At 66.1% G+C, this 18,949-nt stretch carries 18 protein-coding genes; 12 read left to right on the top strand and 6 right to left on the bottom strand.

Features of this window, described 5'->3' with window-relative positions; translation table 11 throughout:
* Positions 1-37: 37 nt before the first annotated feature.
* The 10 genes from CFLA_RS03855 to CFLA_RS19920 all read left to right on the top strand — a co-directional run bounded on the left by CFLA_RS03855 (position 38) and on the right by CFLA_RS19920 (position 10,268).
* A complete protein-coding gene (locus tag CFLA_RS03855) occupies positions 38-577 on the top strand; it encodes an ATP-grasp domain-containing protein (RefSeq protein WP_052302673.1) in 540 nt (179 codons plus the stop codon).
* Positions 570-1,280 (top strand): HAD family hydrolase, encoded by a 711-nt coding sequence (locus CFLA_RS03850; RefSeq protein ID WP_013116010.1) that lies wholly within the window; start codon positions 570-572, stop codon positions 1,278-1,280. The genes CFLA_RS03855 and CFLA_RS03850 overlap by 8 nt, the downstream gene beginning before the upstream one ends.
* The gene (locus tag CFLA_RS03845; RefSeq protein ID WP_013116009.1) at positions 1,277-2,494 is read left to right on the top strand and encodes a polysaccharide pyruvyl transferase family protein; all 1,218 of its coding nucleotides are present in this window, start codon (positions 1,277-1,279) and stop codon (positions 2,492-2,494) included. Before CFLA_RS03850 ends, CFLA_RS03845 begins: the two co-directional genes overlap by 4 nt.
* A 1-nt stretch (position 2,495) precedes the next feature.
* Positions 2,496-3,155 carry a sugar transferase gene (locus CFLA_RS03840; RefSeq protein ID WP_013116008.1) on the top strand — a complete coding sequence of 220 codons (660 nt, stop codon included), beginning with the start codon at positions 2,496-2,498 and terminating at the stop codon, positions 3,153-3,155.
* Between the two features lie 14 nt (positions 3,156-3,169).
* Positions 3,170-4,408, top strand: a complete 1,239-nt coding sequence (locus tag CFLA_RS03835) for a glycosyltransferase family 4 protein (protein ID WP_280956323.1) — start codon at positions 3,170-3,172, stop codon at positions 4,406-4,408.
* Positions 4,409-4,446: 38 nt separating this feature from the next.
* Positions 4,447-5,493, top strand: coding sequence for an SDR family NAD(P)-dependent oxidoreductase (locus CFLA_RS03830; protein WP_013116006.1), 1,047 nt, complete (start codon positions 4,447-4,449; stop codon positions 5,491-5,493).
* Entirely contained in the window at positions 5,490-6,584 is a 1,095-nt protein-coding gene (locus CFLA_RS03825; RefSeq protein ID WP_013116005.1) for a polysaccharide biosynthesis C-terminal domain-containing protein, read from the top strand. Before CFLA_RS03830 ends, CFLA_RS03825 begins: the two co-directional genes overlap by 4 nt.
* Positions 6,585-6,601: 17 nt before the next feature.
* Complete coding sequence (gene wecB / locus CFLA_RS03820; RefSeq protein WP_013116004.1) at positions 6,602-7,723, top strand: non-hydrolyzing UDP-N-acetylglucosamine 2-epimerase; 1,122 nt, start codon at positions 6,602-6,604, stop codon at positions 7,721-7,723.
* A complete protein-coding gene (locus tag CFLA_RS21170) occupies positions 7,705-8,901 on the top strand; it encodes a glycosyltransferase (protein ID WP_081449643.1) in 1,197 nt (398 codons plus the stop codon). The genes wecB and CFLA_RS21170 overlap by 19 nt, the downstream gene beginning before the upstream one ends.
* Positions 8,902-9,023: 122 nt before the next feature.
* Positions 9,024-10,268, top strand: coding sequence for a glycosyltransferase (locus tag CFLA_RS19920; RefSeq protein ID WP_148234279.1), 1,245 nt, complete (start codon positions 9,024-9,026; stop codon positions 10,266-10,268).
* A 110-nt stretch (positions 10,269-10,378) separates the two neighbouring features.
* Here CFLA_RS19920 and CFLA_RS03815 read toward each other — a convergent pair whose 3' ends face one another.
* The 5 genes from CFLA_RS03815 to CFLA_RS03800 all read right to left on the bottom strand — a co-directional run bounded on the left by CFLA_RS03815 (position 10,379) and on the right by CFLA_RS03800 (position 16,710).
* On the bottom strand, positions 10,379-11,386 hold the full coding sequence (locus CFLA_RS03815) for an IS30 family transposase (RefSeq protein ID WP_043598774.1): 1,008 nt from the start codon (positions 11,384-11,386) through the stop codon (positions 10,379-10,381).
* A 101-nt stretch (positions 11,387-11,487) separates the two neighbouring features.
* A complete protein-coding gene (locus CFLA_RS03810; RefSeq protein WP_013116000.1) occupies positions 11,488-12,573 on the bottom strand; it encodes an MATE family efflux transporter in 1,086 nt (361 codons plus the stop codon).
* A 235-nt stretch (positions 12,574-12,808) separates the two neighbouring features.
* Positions 12,809-14,041, bottom strand: coding sequence for a hypothetical protein (locus CFLA_RS19915; protein ID WP_148234278.1), 1,233 nt, complete (start codon positions 14,039-14,041; stop codon positions 12,809-12,811).
* A gap of 322 nt (positions 14,042-14,363) precedes the next feature.
* Complete coding sequence (locus tag CFLA_RS03805) at positions 14,364-14,888, bottom strand: hypothetical protein (RefSeq protein WP_043598771.1); 525 nt, start codon at positions 14,886-14,888, stop codon at positions 14,364-14,366.
* A gap of 76 nt (positions 14,889-14,964) precedes the next feature.
* Complete coding sequence (locus tag CFLA_RS03800; protein WP_187291325.1) at positions 14,965-16,710, bottom strand: DUF4012 domain-containing protein; 1,746 nt, start codon at positions 16,708-16,710, stop codon at positions 14,965-14,967.
* Between the two features lie 448 nt (positions 16,711-17,158).
* Here CFLA_RS03800 and CFLA_RS03795 point away from each other — a divergent pair, with 448 nt between their 5' ends.
* Together CFLA_RS03795 and CFLA_RS03790 are read left to right on the top strand one after the other, a co-directional pair.
* Entirely contained in the window at positions 17,159-17,746 is a 588-nt protein-coding gene (locus CFLA_RS03795) for an arsenate reductase/protein-tyrosine-phosphatase family protein (RefSeq protein ID WP_013115996.1), read from the top strand.
* A gap of 46 nt (positions 17,747-17,792) precedes the next feature.
* Positions 17,793-18,098 (top strand): hypothetical protein, encoded by a 306-nt coding sequence (locus CFLA_RS03790; protein WP_013115995.1) that lies wholly within the window; start codon positions 17,793-17,795, stop codon positions 18,096-18,098.
* A 44-nt stretch (positions 18,099-18,142) separates the two neighbouring features.
* Here CFLA_RS03790 and CFLA_RS18885 read toward each other — a convergent pair whose 3' ends face one another.
* Positions 18,143-18,922 (bottom strand): CAP domain-containing protein, encoded by a 780-nt coding sequence (locus CFLA_RS18885; RefSeq protein ID WP_148234277.1) that lies wholly within the window; start codon positions 18,920-18,922, stop codon positions 18,143-18,145.
* Positions 18,923-18,949 lie beyond the last annotated feature (27 nt).

Raw genomic sequence — 18,949 nt, 5'->3', positions numbered from 1 at the left:
CACGTGGCGAGCGACGCCCTGGTGGTTGAAGGGTGCCGTGGTCGCCAAGCCACGTCGCGGCTCGGCAAGCGTCGGAGTCGTCACGGCGGAGGACGTCAGCGCACTGCAGGTCCCCGGGAGTGGTGACGACTACATCGTGCAACAGCGCGCCACCGGCGTGGAGGTCACCGTTGACCTCGCCGTAGGGCGAGAAGGGCGCGTACTCGCCGTTGTTCCCCGCCGACGGCTCGAGGTTCGCGGTGGCGAGGTCTCGAAGGGCGTCACCGTCGACTACCCCGCAGTTATCTCGCTCGCCCGGGAGGTCGCGCGACGACTTCCCGGAGCGTACGGCGCACTGAACGTTCAGGTCTTCTACGACGCCGCCACCGAGGACGTACGGGTGATCGAGATCAACCCTCGGTTCGGTGGCGGCTACCCCCTGAGCCACCACGCAGGAGCAAACATCGTCGATGCCCTGCTCCGCGACTCCCGCGGGGAGGACGTGGCTGAGCTGACATGGAGCCCGGGAACACTTCTGCTGCGGTATGACAGCGAGGTCGTCGTCAGCGGGTACGACTACAGGAGCCTCGATGACTGACCTCGTGCTCGTCTTCGACCTCGACGACACGCTGTTCCTCGAGCGGGACTACGTACGCAGCGGCTTCATGCACGTCGGTCGTGTCGTCGAGTCCCAGTACGGCGTGCCCGGGTTCGGAGCGCGCGCCTGGCAGTCGTTCGAGGCCGGTGTCCGCGGCCGCACGTTCGACCAGGTGGCCTCAGAGCTCGGCTTGCCGCCGGAGGCCGTGCCGGACCTCGTCGCGGCGTACCGCGATCACGAGCCGGATATCGCCCTCGCTCCGGACGCTGCCGAGTACCTGGCAAACCTGCCCGCTGGCACCGTCCACACGGGGATCGTGACGGACGGGTACGGCCCGGGCCAGCGTCGCAAGCTCGAGGCGCTAGGACTCGAACGACTGGTCGACACAGTGGTCGTGACTGCCGAGCACGGTCCGGCGTGGCACAAGCCCAGTGAGCTCGCCTTTCGTCACATCGTCGCGGAGTCGGGAGGGCGTGACGCACGGTTCGTGTACTTCGGCGACAACCCGACCAAGGACTTCCAGGGGCCCGCGAGCCTCGGCTGGATCAACGTGCGGGTCCGCCGACCGGGAGGTCTCCACCACGCCGTCCACGACCAGATTCCAGTCGACCGGACCGTGACGAGGTTCGAGCGGGACCTGTTTGGCGTCGGACAGGCCACAGCACAGATTGCCGTCGTCGAGGCCAAGGGAGCCATCGCGTGACTATCGGCTTCACCGGACCGTTCTCCGACGTGAACTTTGGCGACTACGCCATGTTGGTAAACAACGTCCGCACGCTCGGCGCCACCGAGTACACCGTGTTCGCCTACGACCGCCAGTTCCTCGACCGGATACAGCAGCACTACCTGTCCGATCATCGCGTGTCAGTGATCGAGGTCCACGGCTTGGACCGCCTCGTCGGCTCGGAGGCCTCCCACCGCAGGCTCACACCAATCGAGGTGCTCAGAGCCGTCACGAACCTCGACGAGGTCATGGACGCCGTGAGTCGACTCGACGTGCTCTACGTCAACGGAGGCGGCTACATCAACTCCCTGTGGAGCCGGCCCCACCGCCTTGAGCGACTTCTCACGATCCTGACACCGGTCCTAGCCGCCAGCGCGGTCGGCACTCCTGTCGTGTACACCGCCAACGGCTTCGGACCTATCCGCGGCGACGAGGAGTTTTTCAGCGCGATGCTCACCTACGCGCCCGAAGCGCGGTACGGAGTGCGCGACAGACTGCAGTCACCGGCCTGGCTTTCGCGACTCGGCATCGATGGGGCGCGCATTTCGGTCCTGCCCGACGACCTTCTGTTCATCGACGAGTCGCTCCTGCCCCCGCAGTCGCCTCCGATCTCGGACCCCTACGTCGTCGTTGAGACCTACCTCGCGGTTGAAGAGCTAGAACGCCACGTCGACCAGTTCACACGCTTCGCCACGACGATGCGCGAACGGCACGGGCTCAAGATCGTCGTCCTCCCGTTCAACCTGGGTTACGCCGGCGTCGACCAGGCGAACCTACTGCGCAAGGCGGCGGAGGGCATCGAGGTCGTGGACATCACCTCAACCGGCTTTCTCCCGATCGAGGAGGCGGTCCGCGTCGTTCGTGGCGCGGAACTCGTAATCGCCAGCCGGTACCACGCACTCATTCTCGCTCTTGGCGCCGGCACTCCCTTTGTCAGCGTCCTCAAGGATGTCCTCGGCGACAAGCAGTACTACTTCACCAAGAACGCGGGGGCACTGGACGGGGCGCTGCACGGCCAGCCCCACGATCCTCGCGACTACTTCGCAACCGACCTCGGGGCGGCGTTCGACGACGTCGCCAAGGATTTCCTCGGGATCACTTCCCGACAGAGAATGACGTTCGCCGCCGCGTCGGCACGCACGTTTCCAGCATTGCGCGCTGCTCGCAGCGCACACCTGGGCCTGGGGGGCTGAGATGACACAGACATCCTGGTATGCACGCAGGGGTAAGCGCCTCGCGGACGCGGTGGCGAGCGCTGTGCTTCTCGTCCCGCTGGCACCGGTGTTCGCAGTAATCGCTGCCGCGGTCAAGGCGACGTCACGGGGGCCGGTCCTCTTCGCGCAGGAACGCCCAGGACTGCACGGGAAGCCGTTCCAGATCCTCAAGTTTCGCAGCATGCGCACGTTTGAGGACAGCTACGACGCCGACGGCGCCGAGCTGAGCAACTCAGCGCGCATCACCCCGGTCGGGCGGGTCCTCCGTCGCACCAGCCTCGACGAACTCCCGCAACTCGTGAACGTGCTCCGAGGCGAGATGTCGATCGTCGGTCCGCGACCGGCCCTGATGTATCAGGTGGAGCGGTACGACGACGTCCAACGACAGCGACTCGACGTGCGGCCGGGTATCACCGGGCTTGCACAGGTGAGGGGCCGGAACGAGCTCACCTGGGAGGAGAAGATCGCGGTCGACCTCGAGTACGTCCGCACCGTGAGCGCGTCGCTCGATCTGCGCATCGTTCTGCGCACATTCCGAGTGGTCATCTCCGGTGGCGGGGTTCAGTTCAGTAGGTACGACAAGCTCAGCGCCCACAACGGGGATCTTCGCGCACACGTCGGAGAGAACGCGGCGTCGTGACGGCTGACAACCCAATGCGCCTCACCGTCATCACTCAGTACTACGTGCCCGAGCCGTCACGGACGCCGACGTCGATCACCAGGGGCCTGGCAGCTCGCGGTCACCGGGTGAGAGTCGTGACCGGATTCCCCAACTACCCCACCGGCCGCCTGTACGACGGGTATCGGCAGTCCCTCACGCATGTGGAGAGGGACGATGCCGGCCTTCAGGTCCGCCGTGTCCCGTTGGTAACCAGCCACTCAAGCAACGGACTCACACGCGCACTAAACTACTTGTCTTTCATGGTGTCGGGCCTTCTTGCCACCCGGTTCGCGCGAGGTTCAGATGTGACCTACGTCTATGCTTCCCAACCGACCGGCGCGCTTGCGGCGTTGGTCTGGCGGATCGCCCGAGGGACCCCCTACGTGATACACGTTCAGGATCTCTGGCCCGACTCCATCACGGCGTCCGGAATGCTCCCCAGCAGGATGTCCAAGGTCGTCGGTGCTGTCATCAACCGCGCTCTGCGCCCCTTGTACTCGTTCGCCGCCGCGGTGGTGGTCATCTCCCCGTATATGCGTGACGCGCTCATCGCCCGGGGCATCGACCCGGGCAAGCTGCATGTCGTGTTCAACTGGAGCCCTGACGAGACTCCCTGTGCGAGTCGAGCCCCTTCGGACGCAGCCGGGTGCACAGTCACCTACGCGGGGAACCTCGGATCGGCCCAGGGATTGGACACAGCAGTCCAGGCGGCGCGGATTGTCGCGGACGAGCTGCCAGGTTTTCGCCTGCTGTTCGTCGGGTCCGGGACCATGGAGAGCGAGCTCCGCCGCCTCGCCGACGGACTCGAGTGCGTGGAGTTTCGTGGGCGCGTACCCGCAGACAAGATGCCGGAGATCTACGCCGAGACGAGTTTCCAGCTGGTCATCCTGAGGCCGACAGGTGATCTCGCCGGCGCTGTTCCCTCCAAGTTGCAGGCGAGTCTTTCCGCTGGCATGCCCGTGATCTGCTCTGCACCGGGCTCCGCGCCGGAAATCGTCAGGAGTGCTGCAGCCGGCTTCACGGCATCGCCGGGGAACGTCGAGGAACTTGCCGAGGCCTATCGCCGCGCGTACGCGTGCAGCTCTTCGGATCACGCAGCCTACGCACGAAACGCTCGCGCATACTACACAGAGCATCTCTCTTCGACTGTTGGACTTGCGAAGTTAGAGGCACTCTTGAGTTCCGCCATAAAGAGCACTGCGCGGCGCGCACATTCCCCGCAAGAAGCCTAGCGCCCGCCCGATCGGAATCCGAGAAAGAGAATGCTCAAATGACTGCACGCGAAAACGACACCGACACCGACTTTCGCGGCACCGTTGTCGCCATCACAGGTGGCACCGGGTCGTTCGGATCAACCATGGCGGCACAGCTCTTGGAGCGTGGCGCTGCGCAGGTGAACATCCTCTCCCGTGACGAGGCCAAGCAGGACGACATGCGCCGCAAGTTCGGCGACGACCGCCTGAAGTTCTTCCTGGGCGACGTCCGGGATGCCGCGAGCGTGCAGGACGCCTTCGTCGGTGCCGACTACGTCTTCCACGCGGCAGCTCTCAAGCAGGTGCCGTCGTGCGAGTTCTTCCCCGAGCAGGCCGTCGCAACGAACGTCACCGGAAGCCACAACGTGGTGCGCGCGGCCGCTGCCGCGGGCGTCCGCTCCGTCGTGCTGCTCAGCACGGATAAGGCCGTGTACCCGGTCAACGCGATGGGCATGTCGAAGGCCCTCATGGAGAAGACGGGACAGGCCTTCGCTCGTAACCACCCGGGTTCTGAGACCGTCGTCTCGATCACCCGATACGGCAACGTGATGTACTCCCGTGGTTCGGTGATCCCGCTGTTTATCGAGCAGATCCGCGCCGGCAAGCCGCTGACGCTCACGGAGCCCCAGATGACGCGTTTCCTCATGACACTGCAGGACTCGGTGGAGCTCGTCGAGTACGCGTTTCGCCATGCGCAGCCGGGCGACCTGTTCGTCCGCAAGGCGCCGGCCAGCACCGTCGAGGTGCTGGCCAAGGCAGTCGCGTCGCTGTTCGGTCTCGACGAGCCGGAGATCCGGAAGATCGGGATCCGCCATGGCGAGAAGCTGCACGAGACCCTCCTGTCGCGCGAGGAGATGCGACGCGCCGAAGACCACAGCGACTATTGGCGCGTCCCCATGGACGCCCGCTCGCTCGACTACGAGCTCTACTTCGACGAGGGTGCCGACGACGCGCTGCGGGTCGAGGACTACGACTCGTCCAACACGCAGCAGCTGACCGTCGACGAGACCAAAGCGCTGCTGCTGAAGATCCCGCAGGTGCGCGAACTGCTGGCCCGAGCATGAGAGTCGTCCTGACCGGAGCACACGGGTTCCTCGGGTGGCACACACGCGTGCTCCTGAGCGCGCTCGGACACGAGGTCGACGCGGTCGGCCGCGACGGCTGGGCCACTCTTCCTGCCGCACTCCAGCGCGCCGACGGTGTCATTCACATCGCAGGTGTCAATCGAGGACCTGACGACGAGGTCGAGCAGGGCAACATCCGGCTGGCCACCACGCTCGCAGAAGCGCTTCGCTCGACGGCCAAGCCTGTCCCAGTCGTGTACGCCAACTCGGTGCAGGCGGACAACGGCACTCCGTACGGTCGTGGCAAGGCCGAGGCTGCACGGATCCTCACCGCGGCGACCAGCGAACGCGGTGCCGTGCTGCGTGACGTCCTCCTGCCCAATCTCTTCGGCGAGCACGGGCGGCCCGGGTACAACTCCTTCGTCGCGACGTTCGTGGACCACGTGCTGCACGGTCGAGCCCCCGAGGTGGTCGACCGGGAGATCGAGCTTCTCCACGTCCAGGCCGCGGCACGGGTCCTTGTGGACGAGTTCACCGCAGACACCGCCGGCCAGGTGCATCCCGCCGGCACGGCGACATCGGTCTCGTTCGTCCTCGAGACGCTCCAGCAGCTCGAGGCGGTCTACCGCAACGGTGACATGCCGGACCTCACGACCCCGCTCGTCCGCGACCTGTTCAACACGCTCCGCGCCGCGTCGTTCCCGGAGCGTGCGCCGATCCCGCTCTCCCCACGAACCGACGACCGCGGAAGCCTCGTTGAGGTCGTGCGCTCCCACGGCGGCCAGGGACAGGCTTTCACCTCGACCACCAAGCCGGGCATCACCCGCGGTGAGCACTTCCACCTGCGCAAGGTCGAACGCTTCGTCGTCATCAACGGGTGTGCCCGCATCTCCCTGCGTCGCGTCTTCCACAGCGACGTCGTGTCGTTCGATGTCAATGGTGACGAGCCGGTCGCCATCGACATGCCGATCGGATGGGCACACAACATCACCAACATCGGCGACAGTGAGCTGACGACCCTGTTCTGGACGAACGAGCTCTTCGACCCTGCATCCCCCGACACGTGGCCCGAGACTGTGGGCCAGCCCTAACCGGAAGAGGTACGTACGTGCTGAAGGTCATGACGATCGTCGGGACCCGACCTGAACTCATCAGGCTATCCCGGGTGATCGCCCGTCTCGACGAGACCGTCAACCACGTCCTCGTCCACACGGGACAGAACTATGACTACACGCTCAATGAAGTGTTTTTTCAAGACCTCGGTATCCGTCACCCCAATCACCTGCTCGGCGTTGACACCTCGTCCCTAGGCCGCGTCCTGGGCGAGACGCTCATTCGCATTGAAGCGCTCCTCCTGGAAGAGAAGCCCGACGCCGTGTTAGTTCTTGGCGACACCAACAGCTGCATCGCGGCGCTCATGGCGAAGCGCATGCAGATGCCCGTCTACCATATGGAGGCTGGCAACCGGTCGTTCGACGAAAACGTGCCGGAAGAAACCAACCGCCGCATGGTTGACCATATAGCCGACTTCAATCTGGTCTATACAGAGCATGCTCGTAGGAACCTTCTCGCCGAGGGACTCCACCCGCGCCGGATCATGCTGACCGGCTCTCCCATGCGCGAGGTCCTCGAACACTATCGTCCCCAGATCGATGCGAGCGACATTCTCGACCGCATCGGCGTCGGCGAGGGTCAGTACATGCTTGTCTCGGCTCACCGGCAAGAGAACGTCGATTCCCAAACTCGATTGCGAATGCTACTCGACTGCCTCGATGCCATCCACAAGGAATGGCAGCTACCAGTGTACGTCTCGACCCACCCGCGCACGCGTCAGCGGCTGGACGCGCTCGGGGCCACGCTTCCACGCGGTGTGATTCTCCATGCGCCCTTTGGTTTCCACGATTACAACCGATTGCAGTTGGGCGCAGCCTGCGTCCTATCCGACTCAGGAACGATCGCCGAGGAAGCATCGATTTTGGGATTTCCCGCGGTTACGCTTCGTGATGCGATCGAAAGACCGGAAGCGCTCGATTCGGGCGCTATCCTGATGACGGGACTCGACGTGCGCGACGTCGTACCGGCCGTTGCTCTAGCAATCTCATCGCACTCTGAGCGCAATCAACAGCACCGCGCACCAGCGGAGTATCGGATCGTCGACACATCTACGCGGGCAGTTTCATTCATTCATTCGACCGCGCGACGTCACGCGGGATGGGCGGGGCTGCGGTGATGAGAAGTGCCACACCGAAGCATCATCCAATCGTCGTCCTGACGGCAAGATTCGAGCCCGGCTATAAGGCCGGCGGCCCGATCCGGGCGGTCGCCGACGGCCTAGACTCTCTCGCTAAAGACATTTCATGCCTTGTCGTGACGTCCGACCGAGACCTGGGTGATGATGCTCCGTACGAGGGACTCAGCGGCGCTCTTGTCGAACGCGGACGCCACGAGATCCTTTACGTCGACACGACGCGTCTACCCGATTGGTGGCGCGCACTTCTGTCGGTCCGCAGGGCCCGACCAGAAGTTCTTTATCTTAACAGCTTTTGGTCGCCTCAGTTCACAATGCTTCCCGTTCTGGCGGTGTTGCTTCGAGCTCTCCGCCCCCGGAAGGTGATTCTCGCGCCGCGAGGGGAGCTTTCACCAGGGGCCCTTGCTCTCAAGACGGGTAAGAAGCGCCTAGCGTTTCCGATATGGTCCCTTGCACTACGCTTGTGCCGACCGACGATGCAAGCATCCTCCATGTCCGAGGCCGCAATGATCCGCAAGTCCCTACCTTGGATTCGTGAAAACGAGATCGTTTACCAGCACGATCGGGGACCAGCTCCGGCGGCCGCGGTAGCGGAAGTCACCTCGAATTCCCGTTTCGTTTTCGTTGGTCGAATTGCACGCATGAAGAACGTACTCCTACTCATCGAGTCCTTGCGCCACGTAGAGGATTCGGTCTCGCTCGACATCTTCGGCCCGATCGAAGACCGCCCATACTGGGACGAGTGCCTGGCTGCTATAGCCACGCTTCCCGAGCACGTGAGCGTCACTTATCGAGGACTTCTCGGCCCCGACCTCGTTCAGACAACGTTCGCCCAGTACGACGGCTTCCTGCTCCCCACACGAGGCGAGAACTTCTGCCACGCTATTGCGGAGAGCCTCTCAGTCGGTTGCCCCACCTTGTGCTCCGACCGGACCCCGTGGAGCGACGTCCTACGTGCGGGCGGCGGTGAAGTCGTCACGGATCTTGACCCACACGCTTGGTCGGCGGCCATCACCCGCTGGAACCGGCGCAGTCCTTCTGAACGCCAAGTCGCCCGCAACCAGTGCCTCAGAGCCTACGTGTCGTGGCGGCAAAGCGTACCGTCGGCGCCGGCAGTCGAGGTCGAACTCAAGCGCTGCAGACAGCAGAGACGTCCATGATTTCAACCTAACGGACGCGTACAGGTTCCCCGATGCAATTGCTTCCCTTCGAGCCAGTCGTCCAAGAGCTGCACCCTGCGAGAGTACCTAACCTACCGAAAGACTTTCAGAACTAGCGCAATGTGACCATTAATATCGACCCGAGGAGACTGGTGATCAACGACCGAAGTCTTTCGATAGCTATCATCACGCAAGGCTACTCGACATCTGGTGGCATTCAGACGACTGCACGATGGTTACGAAGCCAGTTGGAGCATGTGGGACATACAGCCGACGTATACGAACTCGCTACATCGAGCAATGATCCCCTCAGCCGAAGGTTGCGCGATCCACGCACCTGGTTCACCTCCATACGCATCGAACGAAATGAGACGGACTCTCGTACCTGGCACGTCGGTGCGTCTGTCGCGGAGTTCGAGCCTGCGCGCTATCTGCCGCGCAGGTCATTGACTCGACGCCTAGATAGGTATGACGTCGTCCATGTGGTTGCCGGGGCACCGGCGCTTGCGCTCGCAGCCGCTCGTGCCGGACGACCCAAGGTACTTCAGGTAGCCACTCGCGTCTCATGGGAACGGGAATCGGTAAGAGCGCCACATCGCGCTCTGCGGGCTGCAAGAACGCTCAACACCCTGGCGGTCGACAGGCTCGAGCGCCATGCGCTCGCAACCGTCGACGCAGTACTCGTAATGAACGTGGAGATGCTGGACTACGCCCGCGAGCATTCGAGCGGTCTCGTGCTGCTAGCGCCGCCCGGAGTCGACGCCGCCCGCTTCCGCCCGGGAGCCACACCCTGGTCCGGGAGCGGCCCGATAGTGAGCATGGGTCGCCTCGCAGATACGCGGAAGGGCCACGACCGGGTCGTCGCTGCATACCACGAGCTCTGCCTAGTTCTCCCGAACCCGCCTTCCCTCGTGCTGGCCGGCCATGGTGCACTTCCACCGCACATCCTGAGCGCAATTAGCAACGTCCCGACGAATGGCCACGTGATCGTCCGGGCCGACGTCGCTGACGAAGACCTCCCCTCTCTCTACAGGGAGGCTTCGGTGTACATCCAAGGGTCGTACGAGGAGGGTCTCGGCCTGTCTGTACTGGAAGCCATGAGTTCGGGCTTGCCGGTCGTAGCAACCGCCACAGCGGGTACCCGCGAAACCGTAAAGCATGGAATTACAGGCTATTTGGTCGAGCAATCCGCGGATTGCGCGCGCCTCCTCGCAGCGCGCGTTGTCAACGTTCTCGAAGGTGCCGGTCATGCGATGTCGCCAGCCGCGCGTGACCACGCGAGAGAATATTTCTCGTCCGAATCCACTTTCAGGCGCGTCTTGCAGACGTATCAGGAACTCGGCGCAATATCTTCTGTACGCAACTAGGATCGATCAGCAGTGTGCGGTCGAGTCACGACAAACAATGCCTGCTGCCGGCACTGTTTGTGGCGCCGATGCCGCGAGATGAACGTTGCCCCACATGGCCGGCGGCGGTGTCAATCCGTGGAAGCAACGAGGAGTCGTTCGAAGGCTTCGCGGGGTGTGAGGAACCCGAGTGCTGCGCGGGGTCGTTCGTTGAGTTCTTCGGCGATCGAGGTCAGGTAGGGCTGGTGGGTGGGGATCGTGGTGCCCTTGGGCAGGTACTCGCGGATCAGACCGTTGGTGTTCTCGTTCGTGCCGCGTTCCCATGGTGAGCGGGGGTGGGCGAAGTAGACCGGCAGGTCGGTGGCCAGGGTCAGGTGCCCGTGGCGGGCCATCTCGCTGCCCTGGTCCCAGGTCAGGGACTGGCGCATCATCGCGGGCAGTCCGGTGACGGTCTCGATGAGGGTGTCGGCCAGCGCGGTCGAGTCCTTGCCGTGCTGCAGTGCGAGCAGGACCGTGAACCGGGTGGTGCGCTCGACCAGGGTCGCCGCGGCGGTCCTGCCGTGCGCGCCGATGATCAGGTCACCTTCCCAGTGCCCGGGCACCCGCCGGTCGGCGATGTCCGGACGGGCCTCGATGCTGGTCATCCCCACGATCGGGGCACCACGTTCGCCCAGATCACGACGCGGACGACGGCGGGTGCGCTTGGTGCGCAGCATGATCCCGTGCCGGGCGAGCTCACCCTTGGGCAGGGCGTAGATGTACCGGTAGATCGCCTCGTGGGACACGACCTTGCCGTGCGCGGGCACCGAACCGTTCATCAGGCCCACGGTGTCGTCGTCGGCCTCGCGGCGCAAGCGTCCGGCGATCTGCCGGGGTGTGCGCGAGTGCTTCAGGTCCGCCAGGACCCGCGCGGACAACACCTCGTCGGCGGCGATCTTGCCGACCTGCGGACGCCGGCGACGGGCCGCGGCGGTGTTGTCGGCATGGACCAGCTGGTACCCGCGGGTCTTCAACGAGTTCCGAGCGACCTCCCGGGAGACGACCGAGGCGTCCCGACCGATCCGCCGCGCGATCGAGCGCAACGACTCCTTCGCGCGTAGCCCCGCCAGGATCTCGACCCTGTCATCGACCGTCACCATCCGCCGCACCCGAGCAACCCCCTGACCTGGACCGTTGCTACGACGCTATGACACCGCCGGCGCCTCGATGCTGCATCCCTTTTTGCGAAGACCACCAAGACTCAGCCCAGCCTCGCCCGTAGCATGCGTACATAACTTGCCCACCATATTGCAGCATTGACTGCCGCGATGCCAGCCATCGCCCATGCTGCCGCCACCACTCCTGCCGAGATTCCGACAGCAATAACAATAACCGGACGCGGGATGCCTGTGGCGAGCCGAAGCACAAGCGTACGGCGGCCCGCCAGGGCGGCGCGATGTCCCGCCGCTGGCACGCTCGACACGAAGCCCAGGACGGCCTCCAGAGCGATCGCGGGTAGCGCCGGGCGCGCTACAGCCCATGTTTCGCCCAGTACAGCAACACCGATCGAGTCGGGGACCGCAACCGCGACAGCCGCGATCCCGATGAGCAACGCTGAGAGAGCGATCGTCGCTCTGACGGCGCTCGCCAACTCGTGCTTAGGCCCGACCAAGCTCATTGCCGCGAGTCGTCGGATCATCAGGGATCGAACAGTGGATGACAGGATATTGATAGGGCCGAGTACCGTTCCTGCCCCACGCAGGGCTCCTAGCGCAGGCGCGCCGAGAAAAGCGCCGAGCCCGATGGTGCTCAACGCGGCGCCGCCCGATCCCGCCGCGTAGTCGAGCGTAAACCAGAGAGCCGCTCGGCTCTCCGTTGGCTGTCGCGGCCACGCCGGCGCCGCGATGATATCTGATCTAATCGCATGCCAATAGCCCACAGCCGCGCCCCCCAAGGCCCAGATGCCGAATAAGAGTAGGGGCGCCAACGGCAGCAGGAACGAGACGACTGCCGCAGTAGCCGTCGGAACCGACCAGGCCGCTGACAGCGTAACGGCTGCCCGCTTATCCAGCATCGCCGACTGAGTTATCCGCGCATAGTCAAGGAGCACGAGCCCGTAGATGGCGGGCGCGAGAACTCCCATGTATGGGCTCGCCAAGGTGATCGCTAATGCGACAACGAACACCGTCGCCACCAGAGCCAGCAGCGATAAACGCCGCGACGTCCGGCGTCCTGCGGCCTCGTCGACGCCCCGCGCCAGAGCTGTGTCGACAACGGCCGCTCGGACGACCCCCAAAATGATGGTGCAGACGAGAAGAGCCGCCGCATACTCCCCGAACTCGTCCACACTGGACAACCGAGCCGCCCCTACCGAAAGAAGCAGACTAGCGAGACTTACCAAGCCGTTCGACGCGACCGCAGCCCCGACGCGACCAGAAGTCGCACGGCGAACCCATCGCTTCAGATAGCTCAACTACACCCCGAGACCTTGGAATTCAGGAGGACATATTTTTCCTCGCGCGCATTGCACCTTAGCCTGACTTCAACGTCATTGTTTGAGAAACCAGTTCGTTTGCATTTGGCTACTCGGGATCATTGCGCGGGAGTAATAGATCGTGGGAGCTGTCGGATCGCCGCGTAGATAGTCGGTCGGGATATGCGGATGCAACTGGCACGTCAACCAAAGTCACGCTGAGCGCTCTAAACGCGCGCTTCTCCGTTCCTGCCCGCCCGTCGCGGAAAGCTTTTGATGGCGACCTGCTGGTCAAAAGCAGGCCGAGCAAAAGCCAGAGTAGGGTGGCAATTCGATTTCCCGTAAATACAGGAACACCGACCGAGGCCCCGGCCGCCACCATCAAAACAGCACCGCCGACAAACCACGCAGACCTAGGAAGCGCCCGTCGAAGAGACCACCAGCGCCAAGCCAGAGAAATTAGGGTGATTGCTAGCAGTAGAGCGGTAACTACTCCGCCGACAACTAGCGCCTCAACCCACGCTGAATCGTACGCCACCACGACGCCCCGCATTCCAACACCAAAGAATGGATGATGGTCCAGTACGGGGGCGATGGTTCTCTCCAAGGTCCCGCCCTCACCAAGCCTGCCCGCCGAAAGCAGTCGTGTCGTCGACATGCCCTCGACGCCCAGCAGTCGACTCACCATTCGTGAACCGGTCCATTCAGGAAGAAGCCCCATTGAACTGACGGCGACGAAAGACGTCGTCGCGGCGACGGTCAGTAGGATCGCTCTTCCTCGCCCTCTCGACTCACGCAGCACCATAAATGCCGCAAGCGGCAAGCCGCCTATTAGGAACACCTTGGACGCCGTCAGCACGCCGCCGATAACTATGAGGGAGCCGCAAACCAGAAAGAGCCCCGAACGAAACCGCTTCTTTGGTTCGTTTACGATATACAACAGGCAGATAATCGCGAGACTGTACGCGACGCCAGCCTCGGCTGGCTGATTAACAATTCCAGAGTATCGTCCCATTGTTGCGGCCTGAGCAGCAACGGACTCGCGCTCACCGGTAGACCAGAATATCCTCAACCATTCCGGCGGTGACCCAAAGTAGAGGAGGGAGAGCGCAGCATTACCAGCCAGTGTTACGACGATCGTCGTGGCGGCGGTGTAGAGAAGGCGGAGACTGGAATCGCGTGATGCCCACCACCATGTCAGCAGGATCATCGCCAAGGGCAAGGCAAAATTGTCTAGTCCAGCAAGAAACGACCCCGACGGGTATGGCGTCAGATTCGGAGCTTCTATTGATCCGACGAGGGGAATGACGAACACCAGACCCCATAGGAGGATGAACAACATCGGTCCGAGAGTCTTCGACCTAACAATCGGTCCAGGGGCGATCACGGCAACGGCAGCTGAGCCATAAACAACTAGTTGCTCAGTTCGTATCCCGGCGCCAATGTATGGCCCGAACGCGGCCACCACGACTAGGACGACCCACGCTCGAATCCATCGAGGGGACGAGTCTAGGCGCGCATCCTTCATAGCCCGTCCACTTAGCGACACTCGGTATCTCGGCACGCGTCTCGTCGCGATTCCTATCGGTGCGGCAGCTTGAGTGACAAGCAGGGGCTGGGACCAATCAGTCCCAGCCCCCTGCTTGTGATGCAGCCTGCACCTGTCAGGAGCGCGCGGCGCTCTGTCGGCGACGCACGACAAGAACCGTCGCCACGCCAAGAACGCTGATCCCCGCCGCACCTAGACCCAGAGCCAGCGGGTCGCTGCCCGTCGTCGCGAGACCCGAGCCCGACGGCGCAGGCGTCGCGCCCGGCGCGGCCACCACGAGCGTCGAGCTGGCGAGCAGCGTGCCGTCCGCGTCGGTGATCGCGGCGGCGTACGAGCCGGCCTGCTGCAGCGTCACGGTCCAGGCGACGCTGTCCGAGGCCGCGACCTTCGTCGAGGACGCCGTACCGGCGATCTGGATGCTGCTGCTCGGGATCGACGTCGGGTTCGACGTGATGGTCAGGGTGTAGCTCTCACCGACGGTGGTGCCTTCGAAGACGACCTGGATCGCCTGCCCCGGCGCGGGCGTCGTGTCCGTCACCTCGAGGTCGACGCCGGGTGCGACGTACGCCTGGGCTGCAGCACTGGGCAGGACGGCGAGCGCCGCGGCGGCGGCGAGCGAAGCAAAGATACGACGGTTCACGAGGGACCCCCCCTTGGGCTGTGCGGGCGTGCCGTATAGCCCTAGAAAATACGATCGGTACACAGCATACGCATCCTCACCCGCACTGCCAGCCCTCAACCACATTCACCCGGTTGTCGACCAGCGGTGTCGTGCGCACTTCAGGCGCACCACTTTGTCCGGGTCCACTACGAATCTGATAGTTGATGACGGTGGACTCGCCCGGGTCGAGCTCGACGGTCCTGGCGACCACGAAGAGGTCGTCGTGGACGTGCGAGGCACCTCCCGTCCTCCCGTCCTGGACCTCGACGCCGTCGACGAGGCCGTCGCGCGGCGCGTACGCGAGGACGTTGAAGCGCATGCGCCCCGGCTCGAGTCGGGTGCCACTGATGTAGGGCGGCATGTCGATGACCTCGGGGGGCGCCGTCGAGGTGAAGGTCGCCTCGACGTCGATCAGGCGCGACCCGTCGGCGTAGCACTGCCCCGGCGTGACCTCGTACTCCGCCTGCAGGTAGTACCCGATCTTCGAGCCGGTGCCGTCGTTGACGTAGAAGCCCACCACCGGCGTCCCGTCGCGGGACCCTCGCAGCTCACCGCTCAGCACGGTGCCCGCGATCTGCCGCTGCTCCTCGCCGTGTGCCGACCACACCAGCAGCTGACCATCGCGCGCGGCTGACGCGAGCGCATCGATCGTCGGCACCGGCTGACCCTCGCCGGCCAGCACCGCGTCGAAGATCGCCGCGCCCGTGGCGGCGTAGAAGGCGTCCTGCTCGGCCGAGTCCTCGACCAGCCGGTAGACCGTGTTGTTGAGCACCTCGACGGCGTTCTCCGAGGTCAGCTGGCCTCCAGTCGCCTCAGCGACGGCTCCGTCGGGCATCGCGACAGGCCCGATCGCCCCGAGCACGGCAGCCAGACCCCCAGTGTCGATCGAGAGGACTCCGTCGATCCTGCCGCCCAGCTGCTTCTCCCAGATGGCCGCCGCCATCTCGGCACCGCGCGGGAAGTCCGGGGTGAAGGTCACGTCCGCCATGTAGATACCGAGCTGTCGCCCGAACAGCGCCAGCTCCACGTCCGTGAGCGGCAGGGCGGGCTCGGGCAGTCCGGACAGCTCACCGGCGGCGTTCCGCAGCTCCACCATCTCCACCGCACCCTGGTCCGCCCGCAGCAGGATCACCGCTCCAGGGATCCCGCCCAGCGCGCGGGGCTCGGCGTTGTTCTGCACCAGCAGCAGGTGCTGGCGCGGGCCGTCCATCCCCATCATCCCCGGCAGCAGCGCCGCGGCCCGTGCCGCGGTCGCGGTGTCCGCGCCCACCGCGGCGAGCTGCGCGCGGAGCTGCTCGAACGGCTCCCCCACCTGCGGCATCAGCGCCGCGGTGTCGACGGCGTCGAGGCACAGGGTCGCCGCCCGGACGGTTTCGGCAGCGGCGCTGAGCCCGGGGGCCACCGACTGCAGGGGCGCGAGGTCGACACGGCCGTCGACCGGTGCGAGCCGTGCGGGGTCGACCACGGCCGTCGCGTCGACGAGCGACGGCAGCGCGCCGCGGGCGAGGTCGTCGATCGACGCCGCCACCGTCTGCACGGCCCGGACGTTCGGGCCCACACGGGGAACAACGCCCGCGGCCGCCCACACGGGCCCGCCGGTGCGGGACCTCGCGACGGAGGCGTGGCGCTGCACGTCCTCGAGGGTCGCGCGCGCACCGTCGACGTCGCCCGTACGCGCCTGCTCCTGGAGCAGCCCGACGTCGCTGCGGGCGGCGAGCAGGGCGTCACGCGCCTCCAGCGCGGAGAACACGAACCACGCGGCGCTCGCCCCCAGGACGAACGCGAAGCCGATCAGACTCACCCACGCAGCCCGGCGGCGCGGGTGTGCGCTGCGCAACATCTCCACGGTGGACTGCCCCGCCGGGCCCTCGCGGCGGCGGCGCGGCGGTCGCGGCCGCTCCCCCCGCCCGGACGCGCGCGGCTTGCGCTTCACCATGGCCTCGGGCACCACGGGGATCTGCTGCGTCGTCCACTCAGGGCCCCACCCCGGATGAGCCACAGCGCGCTCCTCTTCCCCCGGGTCCATGGCCGCGAGGGACACGCCCCCCGCTGTCGTCGTGCGCGATGTTAGTCGCCGACCGCCGATCACGACCGCCGCAGCGCCGCGTTCTGGGACAAATGTCCACATCCAGCGTAGAGCGCATTTCAGCGGGAATCACGTGAAACCGCGGGGCCGCGCCGCTACGGCGGCAATTTCGCCCGTGGACCACGTCACGCCGGACGTCCCACGTCCGGCATCATCGGAACCCATGACCTCTCCCCAGCCGCCCGCACGGATCCTCGTGGTCTGCACCGGCAACATCTGCCGGTCCCCTGCCGTCGAGCGTCTGCTCGCCGCCCGGCTGGTCGGGTCGGACGTGGAGGTGACGTCCGCCGGCACGCGCGCCGTGGTGGGCCACCCGGTCTCGGACCTGATGGTGCCGCTGGTCCGCGGGGCCGGCGCGAGCGCCGACGGGTTCGCCGCGCGGCAGCTCACGGCCGACCTGGTCCGCGACGCGGACCTCGTCATCGCCCTGACGCGCGGGCACCGCTCCGCGATCGTCGAGCTCGTCCCCGCCGCCGTGCGGCGCACGTTCACGCTGCTCGAGCTCGCGCGGCTCGTCGCGCACGTCGACCCCACGGTCGTCCACGCCGCCGGCAGCCCCGGCGACCGGGTGCGCGCCCTGCCGACGCTCGCGGCGGCCGTGCGGCACGTCGCCGGCCAGGGCGACGACGACGTCGAGGACCCCATCGGCGGCAACGAGGCGGTGTACCAGGCGTCGTACGACCAGATGGCGCCCGCCGTCGCCACCATCGCCACCGCGCTGCAGGGTTGGAGCCCCGCCGCGACCGCGTGACGCCACGTCCCCCCGCGGTGTCACCCGGCCGGACTACGATCGGGCCGTGCCCTCCGTCATCTCGACCCTGCTGCACCCGCAGCGCACCCCGCCGCCGCCGATCGACGTCGACCTCGCGCGCGTGATGTGGGCGGGCACGACGGTGTGGGGGGCCGCGGTGCCGGTCACGGGCGCGCTGTGGCTGCTCGGCGTGATCTCGGGCATCTGGGTGGCCACGTGCGGTGCCGGTGCGGTGCTCGGGCTGATCGGCGTGCGGTGGGCCCGCACCCACGGGCGCCTCGCGGACGACGGCTCCGGCGCCATGGTCCGCCCCGACCACGACGCGCTGGCCCGCAAGACCCCGACCGCCTGACGCCCGCGGAGCCCGCCCGCAGCGCCGCCACGGGGACGCCGGGCTCAGCCCACGAACACCTGCGCGCACAGCCACCCGCGCGCACCCTGCGTGCAAGCGACGCCGATCTGTGAGAACGACCTCCGCAGGATGTTCTCCTTGTGGCCCGGGGAGTCCATCCACCCCACCACCGCGGCCTGCGCCGACGCGTAGCCCAGCGACAGGTTCTCCCCCACCGTCCCGGCGGCGCACGCCTCGAGGATCGGCCCCAGCGGGTCGTGCTCGAAGCGCCCCTCGGCCACCAGCAGCGCGCTGCGCGCGGCGGCCTGCTCGGTGGCGCACGCGTTGACGCCCAGCTCGGGCAGCCCCGCGGCGGTGCGCTCGACGTTGGTGAGGGTGACGATCTCCGCGGCCATCGTGGTGGCGGTGTCGCCTGCGGTGGCCGGAGCCGCGGGCTGGGCGGCGGGCCGCGGCTGCGGTGACGGTGCCGTGCCGGACGGTGACGCCGGCGGCGGCTCGGCCTGCTGCGCGTCCCCGGCGGCCGGGGTCTGCTCGGCCGGCGGCTCGGCGTCGGTGGTGCTCTGCTCGGGTTGCGGGACGCCCGCGGGCTCGGGGCTGCGCTCCACGGAGCGCGACACGGTCTCCGAGAGCCGCCCGACGAGGTCGCCCGACGTCAGGGCCAACGTCACCTGCTCCGCCGGGGCGTACGCGCCGGGTGCGGCGAGGAGGATCAGCGCCAGCGCGACGACGAGGACCCCCGCTGACCCGACCAGCCGCACCCGGCGCCGTCGATGGACCCGTCGCTGGCGCCAGCGACGGATCTCGCGGCGGGAGGCGACAGGCACGCGTGGGACGTTACCCGAACGTGACCT

It is taken from the genome of Cellulomonas flavigena DSM 20109, from assembly GCF_000092865.1.
In the GTDB taxonomy this organism is placed as follows: domain Bacteria; phylum Actinomycetota; class Actinomycetes; order Actinomycetales; family Cellulomonadaceae; genus Cellulomonas; species Cellulomonas flavigena.
This window is presented reverse-complemented; position numbering and strand designations above follow the sequence as displayed.